Source organism: Collinsella sp. AF33-16 (assembly GCF_003475325.1).
In the GTDB taxonomy this organism is placed as follows: Bacteria; Actinomycetota; Coriobacteriia; order Coriobacteriales; family Coriobacteriaceae; genus Collinsella.
Genome location: NZ_QRQC01000033.1, coordinates 1 through 12,508 on the forward strand (window position 1 = coordinate 1; position 12,508 = coordinate 12,508).

Sequence of the window (12,508 nt, forward strand, 5' to 3'; positions counted from 1 at the left end):
CCGGGCTCAATATCGCCGGTGTCAAAGAGGGCGATTACTCATAAAGATTCCCAATTAAGACAATCCGCCATTGCGTCGTTCGCTATTCTCGACGGTGATAAGCCTTCGAATCTTTCCAAAAACACAATTGCCTTACCCGGAGATGGATCGTCGCCCGAATGGCTATTATTTGACTACGCAATTAAATTGTCAACTGATGGTAACAATCCCTTCTGGGCTGACGAATGCATTCAAGGTGAAGGTTTTTCCATAAGTAATTTTAACCAATGGATCAAGCCTGAAATAGATGAGGCGCGCAACGTTGTTGGCGGTGGCCAAAAGCGGGAGAAAGCCAAGGCAGTTTTTAACAGGAATATACTATTTTTCACGTATGTCTTTAAGGCATGGATGCTTGATTCCGCAAATGCAAGGGATATAAGGAAATTTGGATTCAATCTCCAGGCCGTTTACCATAAAACAGCCAACTATCACCGTATTTTCATTCCATCAACTGTTGATTTCGGTATTTATACTTTTAAGTACGAATAGACTGTAAAATATTCTGATTTAAAAAATAGTCAATTGTTAGCATTTGCGCAAGCTAAGGAGGTGTAGTTAGTGCCGGCAACACTTACGCCAGTGCGATATCCAGGGGGTAAGACGAAGATTTACCCTGAAATCAAATCGATACTTGAAGCAAACAACCTGCTTGGGCACGCTTATGCAGAGTTATTTGCAGGAGGAGCAGGCCTCGCTATTAAGTTGCTTCTAAAAAATGACGTTAAATCGATTGTAATTAATGATTTTGATCCTGCTGTGTATTGCATGTGGGACGTGATAGTAAATCACAGCGAGGAGTTATGCGAATTTATCAATGACGCAAAACTTAATATAGATACATGGAAATCGATGCGAGAGATTTATCGTTCAAAGGATGTCAGCGATAGCCTTGCGTTAGGTAAAGCATGCTTTTATCTTAATAGAACCAATGTCTCTGGTATTTTGAGCGGCGGAGTTATAGGCGGTCTAGACCAAACTGGAACTTATAAAATGGATGCTCGATTCAATCGCAAAACGCTCATTGCTAAAATACAACGAATTGAAGAATATAAAGACAGAATTGAAGTTACGAACCTTGATGCTGAAGAGTTTATAACTCGGCGATTAACAGATTCCGAACTGTTTGCATATCTTGATCCTCCTTACGTCCAAAAGGGTCCCGGTTTATATCGAAGTTCTTTTACTAACGAGAAGCATCGCTCATTAGCCCGTAAAATCGGTAGTGCACAGAGTAAATGGGTTGTAACTTATGATGCAGACGTATTGATTAAATCCATTTACAACGATTACGAACAGAGTAATCTTGAAATTGGATATTCTGCCAATCTAAAAACTGTTGGCAAAGAGAAGATAATACTTGGGCCAGGACTTATTTGGCCCGCTAGTCTTAAATCATAGCTCTTTTAGAACGATCGACTTACCGGTGGCTTCAAGACCGATCAGGCATTAGCCACCGGTAAGTTGTTATACTAATTAGACCACATTAACCTTATGATGTTTCCGGCCAATCTAGAAACACGGACAATGCTCTCTTTGTCGGCAGACAGCGTGCCGTGAGCCCATTTTGATAGAATTCCCTCAAAATTGTATTTGCCATCTATCCATTCGCTATTCAATGTAATCTCATTAATATCTTCAAAGTTGGCGGTCTCCGTCATTTTCTTCTTGGCTTCTTTTAAAAAGGGCTTTAAAGCGCCATCCTTGCAATCATTATTAGGATCGCTTGCTTTAAAGTACTCTTGTGCGCATATTTCTAGTAGCAGTCGCATTGAAAACGCAACTATTGGAAGATAATGGAATCTCTTCTGTTCATTCTTTAAATAAAAATGGTAAATGTCGTCGATGGCTCGATATAGCTCATTTGATCTGCTGCCTTTCGGTCGAAGCATTCCGCCAAACAGAACCTCTTCTTTGGTTTTTACTGGTTTTCTCCTCTTATGGGGCAAAGCCTTCGCGGTGGACATTTCTTTTCTATTGTTTGGGGCGTTGCTGCCACCCAGCTTGGTAATTGGCTTGCTTTCATTAAATGAAGAAATGTTGGCGTACCTGTCTGGATTTAGCTCAATTAGCGCATCCTTCAGCCTGCCGGCGTTTTTCCTTGCTGAGCTCAGATCCTCATTTCTAATCCGTGCGATATCTTTCAGAATTTCGACGGCTTCCTCGAGATTATGATTAGTTACGAGCTCGTTATTCTTAATTGAAAATCCAATTTTGTTTAAATTCGATTCAGTTAACAACCTTTTCTCGACATATTCTTCGTTTAATTTTTTATTCGTCGCTACAATTCCGCCTGTAGCTTCATCAAGCAACATAAGAGGGCCCTTGGGCTGTCCCCTAAAGTTATGCAAGAATTGTTCGTATTGAAGCTTGCCCCACTTATTCGAAGATCGATGGATTCGTTCGACAATCTCTAAAGCAATTTCTTTTGTGCAAACATTACAAGGTAAGACCGTTAGATTGCGTAACTCCGGTTCCACTTCAAAGACACCGATCCTATTAAAGGCATCCTGATATAAATCTGGATCTTTAATACACTTCAATAGGGCTACGCGACGATTTCCGTCATAGACGGTAAATGTATCGTCCGCATTTGCGACAACTACAGGTATCTCGTTTAGATGGTAACGTTTGCCCATTTCAACGATTAATGAGTCTAGATTCCAGTTATCACTATCATTAATAATCGCCCTTTTAATGATTTCAGAATCGCTCATGCTCTCATCCACAGGGTCTCTAGGATTCTCGGTCCATAAGCGTAGTTTTGATAACGGTATAGGTTTAATCGCTTGTTCAGGCATCATTACAACAACTCCATAAGGAAAGTTCGATGAACTATCAAAATTATAGTGAGTCACAATGCTCGCTAGCTGTGGAATCAATCTCAATACCGGCATTAAATGCATTCACCTGAAGATGACGTAACATCCATTCACAGGGTAGGGAGAGTTTAATCGTTAACATGCAGCACCTAATGATAATGGTCGTATTCTGACAACTGCCGTAAGAGCCCAATTGAGGGTCAATAAACTCGCGAAGCCCCCAGACGGCCCATTGCGGACGTTATGCAGCCCCTCCTTTCACCGACTGGCAAAACGATTTACACCTAATTTCGGGGTTCGTTTACAGGCAATTCGTTCGCCACTCGCCGATCTCGCTACACTAATAACTGCTGCTACCAGGTAGTTTCCTGGCGCAGTTTCCATTGGCTCTTGCGAAGATCGGAGCGGTTATGTTTGCTGCCGCGTTCCACACCAGCCGTCACTACATCCTGTTTACTGCCATGGCCTGCCTATGCGTTTTGCTGGGCGGGCCTTCTTATGCCGCGGGCGCGGAAAGCCTGTTCATTGCGGGCGTCACGTACTACGAGCCGGGTGTATCGGGTCCCGGGTGGGCCTGGACAGATGCCGGCCATCTGGAGCTTACCGGCTACGCGGGCGAGGCCATCGGCGCGGACGACGACCTGGTGGTGACGCTTGTGGGGCAAAACTCCGTGGTTGAGACGAGCGCGCCCGACGTGGACATCTCGCGGTGCGGCATGGAGGTGTGGGGCGATCTGACGCTCCGCGGCACCGGGTCGCTGGTGGCTACGGGCTCGCAGTGCGGAATCTACGTGTCGGGGACGCTCGCGGTGGACGGCTGCAAGGTTGACGCGCGTGCCGATGGCGCCGGCATCGCAGATGCGCGGGTGGCCGGCGTGATCGCGGATGGTCTTGCCGTTCGCGGCGATGGGCGCGTTGTCGCCGCGGGCGCGGGCTCCGGGGCGGGCGTGCGCACCTATGGTGTGTGTCTGCTGGGCGGGGCTGCTGGCGGTGACGCGGCCGGGCAGCTTACCATCGATGCGTCCTGGCTGGATGCGTCGGGCGCCGACGCCGGCGTCGCCTGCCTGGGCGGATCGTTTGCATCCGCGCGCTTTGTGGCTCCTGCGGGTGGGGCCTTTGGCGAGGGCGGCGTGGTGGATGCCGACGGGTCCGTGGCAGCGCGTGTGACAATCGTGCCCGTGGATGCCACGGCGTCGGCGGGGGAGACCGGTGGGCCCGATGTGCCGGGGGATGGTCTGTCCGCCCCTGGCGCTGACCCCGCTACTGTCGAGCCAGCTGCGGATCCGTCGACGATTCCCATGCTGAAGCCCGCGGCCGCGACTAAGTCGGCGACCACGACCACAGTGACCAACACCACGGCCGCCAAGGCCTCTAGGCCCAAGGTCACCACCAAGACCTCCTCGTCGCTTCCCAAAACCAGCGACACAAATTGGATCGTCGTGTCCCTAACGCTATTTCTTCTTGGCACAGCGTTCCTCACCACCTCACATTGTTGCTGATGTGGTGAGGAACATCTGGCTTAAATGTAGGAGTTCTGCAGACGCTTTAGAGGCAACGCTTTCAGTGAAGGAGTGTTGCCTTTTTCATGCGAGAAATGCCGGACGTGCTGGTAATGTGTGCCGGTGGATACTCAGTGCATGTGCTTGACAGCGCGCAAGTTTGAAAATACTATCATTAAAGTGATTAGGGTCCAGAAACTTTCGATGCCTGGAACCGGAGGGGAGCCTGCGGGTTCCCCTTTTATTTTCGGGAAGAGCGACGATGCCCAAAGAATTCCTTACCTACCAGCAGCAGATGGAGAAGCTCAGAAGCTCCGGCCTCAGAATCGAGGACGAAGAGGTTTGCCGAAGGGTGCTTGCGGACATCGGCTATTTCCCGGTCGTGAACGGCTACCAGTCGTTTTTCCGCGACCCGAGCACCCGGGTATACCGCGAAGGTGCCACTTTTGGAGACATCCTAGCGCTTTACGAGTTCGACGTCGAGCTTAGGGAGATAATGCTCGATGCGCTGCTCAAGGTCGAGGCGAAGATCAGGTCGGCGCTGGCCTACGAGTTCTGCGCTGCATATGGCGAGTCCCAGAGCAAGTATCTAGACGCCCGCTGCTACGCGACGTCGAAGGGCGCGAAGCGAGTTCTCCCAAAGCTGCTGAACATGCTTGACTATATCGCCAACAAGGATACCAGCCACGAATACCTTGCCTACTACCGCAGGGCATATAAGAACGTGCCTCTATGGGTCACCGTGAACGCCATGACCTTCGGACAGACTTCGAAAATGCTCACGGCGCTCAGGGACAGCGAGAAGGCCAAGATTGCTAAGAGGTTCGGGGTCGGAAACCCGAAAGAACTCTCGTCGTTTATCCGCGTACTCGCCCTCTACAGGAACGTCTGCGCACATGGAGAGCGTCTCTTCTCCCACAGGTGTCACGTCGAGATTCCTGACACGGCCTTGCACGCCAAGCTCGGCATCGAAAAGATTGGGCCGGATTACGCTTGCGGCAAGGTAGACGTTTTCTCGGCAGTGATCACCCTTCGATACCTCCTTCGCGACGACGAGTTCAAGACATTCAAGGCCAAGCTCGTCAAGTGCGTTAACGGATACTTGTCATTGGATGAGAGCATCGGCGAGGAGCGCCTCCTTGATGCCATGGGTTTCCCAGCCGAATGGAAAAAGATAACTAGGTATAAAATTTAGATTCGACCCGCCTAAAAGTAAATCACTTGTTTTAGGAAATTATTGACGACGGAATTGAGCGTCAATCCCTTGGTGCAGACGCGTTGTGGTTATCGGTTGCCATAATGGATGCAAGGCGGGGGGTCGGCTGGCTCGGGCGCATTTTTCTTAACGCTCTTCTTACCTGGCATAGCACTCTTGGGCACCGCATATCGTTGCTGAATGGCCCGATTTTCGGAAGTGCGGGTAAAAATTTAAAACCGCCGAGCACAAACTGATTTTTAGCAACAAAACAGCAGATCGCGGAAGCTCGAAACTGGGGTCTGGGCGGCAGATCTCGGTTTCCCCGCACTTTCGGAATCGCATAACAGAAGTATGCGGCAAATTCCGGAACCCCCGACCACAACCCCCTTCTAACGTAAAGAAACCGCAGGTGGAAGTGTTGCCGCTTTTCGGTGTAGTCAACAAGTCTGAGATTTGCCGCATACTTTCGGAGATTGCCAGCTGTCAGAGTTCGTCTCTTATAGGAATAATCCAATTCACGCCGCGTTACATCTAGTCTGCTCTTTATACTTGGATATCAACACTAAGGAGGCAGCCGTGCTTTGGAGCTATGTTCAGCTTGATGATGGCACCCAATTTGCCTACTCAGAGACAAGAGAAGACGGAACCGTTCGCGTGGCCGTCGAGCGCCCGGTTGACTTTGGCTTTGACCATGCGGAATGCTTCTTGCCTGCGGTCAAATGGTTCAACGTCGAAGGATTTACTGCTGATGACCTCAATTTTTTGACAGAATTTGTTAGCTCAAACGCCCCGTTTATCCTCGAGCTCGCCGAACGCCAAAAAGCCGGACCGGCGGTTTCGGCGCTGGCCCCCTGACGTTCTACTGTTGAACGGCAAATAACCCATGATCTCGCCTACCGACATATCCACTGCGGTCTCCCGCGTGCTGGCTCGCTACGACGTCCGCGAGGCATATCTGTTTGGCTCGTTTGCGCGAGGCGAACAAACGCCCGATAGCGATATTGACTTGCGCCTAGTCTGCGGCAACACCATGACGTTCGGCGCGCTTCTCGAACTCTCTCATGAGCTCGAGAAGGAACTTGGGCGAAAGGTTGATATCGTCACCAACCCACCAGAGCACATGCGCGCGGCCTTCTGGAAAAGCATCGAGCAAGATGAGATGCGTGTCTATGAAGCGGAGTAAGCAGGATGAGGAGCTTGCGAATATTTGGGTTAGATAGAACAGCTCGCCACCTTGGGTTAACGAGCGCGATTGCGGGGCTTCTTGACTCGTCTTGCATCGTTTTCCATTTATTTTTTTCCATTTATTTATATGCTTGTCCCAGAATTTGGTCGTAAGGCGCGACCAGCGGAATCAAAAGAAAGCCTACCGAGAAGATCTTGGTCGAAGAGCACGACCAGCGCAATCAAAACAATGCTCGCGGAGAAGGCGCCTTCAATCGTTCTGGTTGAAGGCGCGTCATGTATACGTGTTATCGCAAGTAAACGTCCTTCAGCACCTCAACGACCTGTTGCGCCCCAACACCCTTGATCCTGATTGTTTTGGGATCGACGGGGTCCGATTCGTAGGCCTCCATGAAGCGCCTCATGTCAGCAAGAACACCCTCGCTCATGGCGGGACGCTCGTTGCCCGCGAGCAAGGTGGCGAGGCGGCAGACGTCGTTACGGTGCTTCTTTACGCTCTTCTCATCGACTGCCTTTCCATCTGCACGCTTGGCAGACAGGTCGAGCCACGCCTTTGCTTTGAAGGGGATTAGTCCCTCGACCGACAAGGCAGCGACGCCGCCCGCCGATACTCTGTTCTCCACGAGCAATTTGTAGTACTCCTCGTCCAGCAGAATCGCAGAAAGACTAGAAACCTCCTCCCCGATGTGTATCGGCAAAAGGCCGGAATCCCCGTGGCGCAGGTTGATGTCGGTGCGTGCAAATAACTCCAGCATGGCGGGGAAGGCCGGGTCCTTCGGCTTAGAGAACCGGTAGAACTGCGGCTTCCCGCTACTCTTTTGTTTGTTCTCGTACCCGCCTTCCCGAACAAAGTCCCAGAACACGCGGCCGAACTCAGGCGTCAGCGCCTCCACCAGTAGGACTAGATCGAGATCTTTCGTTGCCCTGAAATCTTGCCCGACCTCGCCGAACAGCAGGTCGCAGGCTCCGCCACCGATTAGGACATATTCGCCCTCGCGGCCCGCGAAGCGTTCCCTGAATTTATCGATTCCCTTCATAATCAACCCCAAGCACTCGATTCAGGACGTACTCGATCTCGCCCGCGACGCGTGGGTCGTCCCTCATATCGTCGGGAAGGGATAGGATGGCGGAAAGCGGGTCGACAATACACCCGGGCGCTGGCTCGGGCTCGTAGCGTAGCACCTGCACTACGCACGCGGGCTCCTCTGGTTCGTCGAATCCAGCGTTACGTGCACCGGTCGCCAGCCCTAGGACGCGCTCTTGCGCTTTGGTCGCGGTGAAAGTCGGCCAGGGGTCGTCCTGCAGCATCGAGATCTCACTCAGCGCCGAAACTCCTCCTGGTGGAAGGCCCACATCGGGTACGCGGGTCAGGCGATGCTCCCTTGCGACCGGACTTGCCATGTATGGCTCAAGCCGCCGCCACAGCGCCATCTTATTCCGGTCAGGGCGTAGGACCCGTCGGCGCCCTTCGGACACGATGATCGAGGGGTCGACAGCAGCGAGTTCATCGAACGCGCGCGAGACGGTCATCTTTGCTACGGCGAGAACGTTCGCCGCCTGAGTTACGTTGGCTCCGTCGAGTTCACCGTAGAGCGCCATGATGGCGAGACGCTGCGCCTGGGGCGAGAGCATCTCGATGCTCACCTGCTTACGGCCGCCCGCATGGCTCTTGCCGCCATTCAGAGCGACTCCCAGGAACGGTAGGTACACCTGCTTGTCTGTAGCTACAAAGGCGAGGCCGGCCTCAAGCATTCGCTCGACCCTATAGCCCGTGGCGCTCTCGAGAGCGAAAGCCACGGGAATCCCCAGAGCTGTCTCCAGCGTGTTGCGGTGTTTCGCCATGGTCTTCACCGTCGCGTTCTCGATGGGGAAAGCCATCACGAACGGCACACCGAAGGCGGTCCACCGCTCAAGGGAGTACAACCCCCTCAGATACAGGGGAAGCCCCGAGACGTCAACGGGCTCACGCTCAACTTTCGAATGCAGCATCTTCTCAACGAATTCCCGCATGCCTCGCCTCCTTGTGTAACATGCTATTTTGAAATGTAACATTAATGATGTTACAAGGCAAACTATTAAGTTACATATAAAGACGCCCTGTGTATGCTACCGTTTCAAACCCGGCAAAACCCAAAGCGAGTGCAAGTGGCGTGTTCTCCACACTCGCCAAGACCGCCGACAACCACTGAATTGCCATGGCCTTGGTGCTGTTCACACTAGGAAAGCATTCATCGCAATCGCACGCCGTTGTTGTTGTGACTCATTTCCGGAAGTGTGTGGAGGGGGGGGATCGGAACCCGCCGAGCGCAACCAAATTTTTACGTACAAAACCGCAGGTCACGGAAGCATAAAACCAGGGTCTGGTCGACAGATCTCGGTTTTTCCCCGCATTTCCGAATACTCAAAACGGAAGTATGCGGCAAATTCCGGAACCCCCGACCACACCGCCCTTTTGGCGCAAAGAAGCCGCAGGTAGAAGCGTTGATGTGCTCCAGCGTGGTCAACAAGTCTGAATTTTGCCGCATACTTCCGGACTCGGAGAGTCTTAGAAGCCGGTATTGAACTCAAACTCGATTCCATACACCCTTTTGCTCTCTGAATACAGGTATCGCCCTAGCGATAGTGTGCTATACTATCGCTAGGGCGATACCTGTTAGGAGACTCGCGTGGAACTGTGGCATGGTTCTCAGAAGATCATTGAGACTCCCCAGATTGGCCTGGGGAAAGTCCATAACGACTATGGACAGGGATTCTATTGCACAGAGAGCCTCAACCTTGCAAGGGAATGGGCATGCTCTAGGGACGCAGACGGCTTTGCAAATCGATATGAACTCGACATGGCCGATCTCAAGGTACTCGACCTGCTATCGCCGCAATATTCAGTTCTGCATTGGATAGCGTTGCTTGTAGAGCATCGTTCATTCCGAAAGGACACCGCCGTCGCTGTGGGGGCATGCGAATACCTTCGCGATCATTTTTTGCCAGATGCTAACGCTTACGATGTGATTAGAGGATGGCGTGCGGATGACTCGTACTTCAGCTATGCCAGGGCGTTTGTAAACAATACGATCACCATTGACCAGCTCGGTCGAGCTATGAGGCTCGGTAACCCTGGAGAACAGATTGTGCTCAAAAGCGAGCGCGCGTTTAAGAGCATTCGTTTTGCTGGATTTGAACGTGCGCCACAAGCTCTATATGGCCCATTGGCCAAGGACCGAGATGAGTTGGCAAGGGCGCAGTATCGGGAATTGCTTACCGAAAACCCGTTTGAGGGAATTCGTATCGTCGATATCGTTCGAGAGGGGATGACAGAAAATGACCCACGCCTACAGTGAGATGTATCTCGAGGATGCCATGAGAACGCTGGGCGAGGCAGTCGATTTCGCCCTCTGCGACCAAGGTTTGAATCCAGCCGAGCTGACGGCGATCCTGTCGAACACTATTGAGATGAAACAGTTTGAGCGCGGTATGCCTCGTGTCGTCTGCGGCATGACGGGCGACGAGCTCGCGCGCGAAATTATCGCTCGGGCGGGGCTAAAGCCTGCCGAATGCAGGGAGACCTATCCGTTCGACCGTTCGCCTCAGTATTGGGCGGGCTGGGTTTTGGCCTATACGCAATGGGTAAGCAGCCTGGGCTTTAGCGAACTACTTGAAGTCGCCCCACTCGATTGGATAATCGGTTCGTGCCATCCGCTTCTCGAAGCTTCCGAAGACAAATTCGCCCAGATTGTCATCGATAAATGGAACAAAGCCCAGGCAGACAAAAAGGGCCTCAAGGCGGCACGAAAGGCGGCCGGCCTAACGCAAAAACAGCTGGCCGCCCAATCGGGGGTTAAACTTCGCGCTATACAGCTCTACGAACAGAATCAGCTGGATTTACGCCGCGCCTCGGTCTCTTCGGCATTGGCGCTCGCAAACACCCTAAGCTGCGCCATCGAAGACCTCGTCTGGCAACCGATCGCCCTGGAGTACGACTCGCGGGCTATTCCGTCCGAAAGGCTATAGAGGAGGCAGACATGCCTTGGAACTACGTTCAACAAGATGACGGAGCTGATTGCGTTGCTCAAGAAGATCATTCATCTGCGCTCGAGGTAAATTCAGCATCTCCGAATTTGCTCGACGGCGTCACGTCAATCGACGAAGCTATTCGGCAGACCATAGCGGGCATGCCCAACGCGCTCAAGCTCTTGGAGAACTCATGATGGCGGCTATGCAGCGGAGCGCTCATCCGTTCGTGCCGCTCGTGCTCGATGATACCGGTTCGCTCGAAGCTATGGCCGCGGCCGCGATGCGCCTACACAGGACGCTGATGACGGTCGGGCGCTGCTATACAACCGACGCCACAGGCGACCGGGCCGCGCTTGAGCTTGGACGCGTCGAGTCCGTACTTGCGGGTGCATTCTGTACAATATTCGGTCAATCGCCGGCCGATCGCTTCGCAGACATCTTTGACCAGGTCACCTACGTGGCAGAGCACATGGTCAGGGACCACATCTTCGAGGACGGTAACAAACGTACCAGCCTTATCTACGCATTGTCCGTCTTAAGGTTCGCCGGCACTCCGGTCGTGCTGTCCGACAGCCCCGAGCCCAAAGACAACCAGTACTATGCCTGGATCCAGGACCTCGTATCCGGAAACCGTACGACCAGCGGGCTCGCCGAGGAGCTGCGCCGCGGTTGCATTGCGGGCATAGGCGACCCGTCGCACGTATAGAATCAAAGCATCTGCACGCCGGTTATTGAATTGATTGGACACCACATGGAGATCCCCAGCGCCCTGTGCTGCCACCCCGAGACCTCGTGGATCAAGCGGTAAATGGTGGTTTAGCTGCTGGTTTGCTGGACGCCTTGTTTGTGATGGAACGGCATGTGCCCAAGAATTTGAATTCGAGGGCAAAAAGTTCTTGGTAAACAACGCGAGGCTATGATAGTATCTCTTTTGCCGAAAGGCGACGGGCGATTGGCTCAGGGGTAGAGCATATCCTTCACACGGATGGGGTCACAAGTTCGAATCTTGTATCGCCCACCATCTAAAGCGCAGGTCAGAGGAGTTAAGCCTCTGGCCTTTTTCTTTTTGACATCAAGCTTGACACCAAAACTGACACCAAAATCAAATCGTAGTCATCTAAGGCGTCATTTTATATCGCACCCTTTTTGCTGACGTCATTGCACGTTTTGTATATAACGCATGCGTATTTTCATTGAATTACCCATATGATACGAGCGCAAATGTGGAGACAGGGACCACACGCCCAGAGCTCCTTCCAGCGGATTTCTATCACACGAGGGATTTTTGGCAGAACTCGTCAAGCTATTGGCCAGCGTTTGGTCAGCTTCCGGTACTTACCCGCATGATGCCCCAGTAGATAATCGGCGATGTCCGCAATCCGCACGGCCCGCGGCCGAAACCAGGGGAGGCGCAAATGGACGAAATCGTCTGCGCAAACACCGCATTCCGCTACTGGCGCTGCCCACCGCAGGTGCGCGACCTCTACCCGCGCCTGCCCAACACCGAAGACGGTTGGCGAGCTCTATCCCAAGCCCCTTTCGTAACCGACGTCCTCAAGACCCCGATCATCGCTGTTGCTTCGCCAGGTTGTTGTAATCACCACTCGGGATTGCGCTCTACAATTCGCTGGGATGGGGCATCGGATGCCGGCACAACAATCGACACTCATTTTGGCTTTAGTGTCACCAATCCGCTAAACACGTTATTTACTATGACACGCTTGGGGGTGCGGACAGAAAGTTGGACCGCGGGGCGGTCC

Annotated in this window: 14 protein-coding genes and 1 tRNA gene; 12 read left to right on the forward strand and 3 right to left on the reverse strand. The window is 52.4% G+C overall.

Going from position 1 to position 12,508, the window contains the following annotated elements:
• Both DWZ52_RS09980 and DWZ52_RS09380 read left to right on the forward strand, forming a co-directional pair.
• Positions 1–528: hypothetical protein (locus DWZ52_RS09980; RefSeq protein ID WP_199579246.1), on the forward strand; the 528-nt coding region annotated here is incomplete at its 5' end.
• Positions 529–597: 69 nt separating this feature from the next.
• A complete protein-coding gene (locus tag DWZ52_RS09380) occupies positions 598–1,437 on the forward strand; it encodes a DNA adenine methylase (RefSeq protein WP_117767092.1) in 840 nt (279 codons plus the stop codon).
• 71 nt (positions 1,438–1,508) lie between these two features.
• On the opposite strand, the gene DWZ52_RS09385 is transcribed toward DWZ52_RS09380, so the two are convergent.
• On the reverse strand, positions 1,509–2,753 hold the full coding sequence (locus DWZ52_RS09385) for a hypothetical protein (RefSeq protein ID WP_147352161.1): 1,245 nt from the start codon (positions 2,751–2,753) through the stop codon (positions 1,509–1,511).
• Positions 2,754–3,268: 515 nt separating this feature from the next.
• Here DWZ52_RS09385 and DWZ52_RS09390 point away from each other — a divergent pair.
• The 4 genes from DWZ52_RS09390 (at position 3,269) to DWZ52_RS09405 (ending at position 6,738) form a co-directional block, all read left to right on the forward strand.
• Positions 3,269–4,357, forward strand: a complete 1,089-nt coding sequence (locus DWZ52_RS09390) for a hypothetical protein (protein WP_118385413.1) — start codon at positions 3,269–3,271, stop codon at positions 4,355–4,357.
• Positions 4,358–4,619: 262 nt separating this feature from the next.
• Positions 4,620–5,552 carry an Abi family protein gene (locus tag DWZ52_RS09395; protein WP_117767086.1) on the forward strand — a complete coding sequence of 311 codons (933 nt, stop codon included), beginning with the start codon at positions 4,620–4,622 and terminating at the stop codon, positions 5,550–5,552.
• A gap of 579 nt (positions 5,553–6,131) precedes the next feature.
• Positions 6,132–6,410, forward strand: a complete 279-nt coding sequence (locus tag DWZ52_RS09400; RefSeq protein ID WP_117767084.1) for a hypothetical protein — start codon at positions 6,132–6,134, stop codon at positions 6,408–6,410.
• Between the two features lie 28 nt (positions 6,411–6,438).
• On the forward strand, positions 6,439–6,738 hold the full coding sequence (locus tag DWZ52_RS09405) for a nucleotidyltransferase family protein (RefSeq protein WP_118385414.1): 300 nt from the start codon (positions 6,439–6,441) through the stop codon (positions 6,736–6,738).
• A 289-nt stretch (positions 6,739–7,027) separates the two neighbouring features.
• Here the strand turns inward: DWZ52_RS09405 and DWZ52_RS09410 are convergent, their stop codons facing one another.
• Positions 7,028–7,777, reverse strand: coding sequence for a hypothetical protein (locus tag DWZ52_RS09410; protein ID WP_118385415.1), 750 nt, complete (start codon positions 7,775–7,777; stop codon positions 7,028–7,030).
• Positions 7,761–8,750, reverse strand: coding sequence for a hypothetical protein (locus DWZ52_RS09415; RefSeq protein ID WP_118385416.1), 990 nt, complete (start codon positions 8,748–8,750; stop codon positions 7,761–7,763). The genes DWZ52_RS09410 and DWZ52_RS09415 overlap by 17 nt, the downstream gene beginning before the upstream one ends.
• Before the next feature lie 656 nt (positions 8,751–9,406).
• Between DWZ52_RS09415 and DWZ52_RS09420 the strand changes: the two genes are divergently transcribed.
• The 6 genes from DWZ52_RS09420 to DWZ52_RS10185 all read left to right on the forward strand — a co-directional run.
• A complete protein-coding gene (locus DWZ52_RS09420; RefSeq protein WP_117767075.1) occupies positions 9,407–10,075 on the forward strand; it encodes a DUF3990 domain-containing protein in 669 nt (222 codons plus the stop codon).
• Positions 10,056–10,745: a helix-turn-helix domain-containing protein gene (locus DWZ52_RS09425; protein WP_118385417.1), complete on the forward strand. Its 690-nt coding sequence runs from the start codon at positions 10,056–10,058 to the stop codon at positions 10,743–10,745. The genes DWZ52_RS09420 and DWZ52_RS09425 overlap by 20 nt, the downstream gene beginning before the upstream one ends.
• 11 nt (positions 10,746–10,756) lie before the next feature.
• Entirely contained in the window at positions 10,757–10,942 is a 186-nt protein-coding gene (locus tag DWZ52_RS09430) for a hypothetical protein (RefSeq protein ID WP_117767072.1), read from the forward strand.
• Between the two features lie 8 nt (positions 10,943–10,950).
• Positions 10,951–11,454 carry a Fic family protein gene (locus tag DWZ52_RS09435; RefSeq protein ID WP_199579248.1) on the forward strand — a complete coding sequence of 168 codons (504 nt, stop codon included), beginning with the start codon at positions 10,951–10,953 and terminating at the stop codon, positions 11,452–11,454.
• 240 nt (positions 11,455–11,694) lie between these two features.
• Positions 11,695–11,769: transfer RNA gene (locus tag DWZ52_RS09440), tRNA-Val, on the forward strand.
• Positions 11,770–12,163: 394 nt separating this feature from the next.
• Positions 12,164–12,508 (forward strand): hypothetical protein (locus DWZ52_RS10185; protein WP_233547305.1); only part of this gene is annotated, 345 nt, incomplete at its 3' end.

Excerpts from the sequence above, each read along its gene's own strand:
- DWZ52_RS09385 (WP_147352161.1), bottom strand. The coding sequence starts at position 2,753 with ATGAGCGATTCTGAAATCATTAAAAGGGCGATTATTAATGATAGTGAT.
- DWZ52_RS09390 (WP_118385413.1), top strand. The coding sequence starts at position 3,269 with ATGTTTGCTGCCGCGTTCCACACCAGCCGTCACTACATCCTGTTTACT.
- DWZ52_RS09395 (WP_117767086.1), top strand. The coding sequence starts at position 4,620 with ATGCCCAAAGAATTCCTTACCTACCAGCAGCAGATGGAGAAGCTCAGA.
- DWZ52_RS09405 (WP_118385414.1), top strand. The coding sequence starts at position 6,439 with ATGATCTCGCCTACCGACATATCCACTGCGGTCTCCCGCGTGCTGGCT.
- DWZ52_RS09410 (WP_118385415.1), bottom strand. The coding sequence starts at position 7,777 with ATGAAGGGAATCGATAAATTCAGGGAACGCTTCGCGGGCCGCGAGGGC.
- DWZ52_RS09415 (WP_118385416.1), bottom strand. The coding sequence starts at position 8,750 with ATGCGGGAATTCGTTGAGAAGATGCTGCATTCGAAAGTTGAGCGTGAG.
- DWZ52_RS09425 (WP_118385417.1), top strand. The coding sequence starts at position 10,056 with ATGACCCACGCCTACAGTGAGATGTATCTCGAGGATGCCATGAGAACG.
- DWZ52_RS09430 (WP_117767072.1), top strand. The coding sequence starts at position 10,757 with ATGCCTTGGAACTACGTTCAACAAGATGACGGAGCTGATTGCGTTGCT.
- DWZ52_RS09435 (WP_199579248.1), top strand. The coding sequence starts at position 10,951 with ATGCAGCGGAGCGCTCATCCGTTCGTGCCGCTCGTGCTCGATGATACC.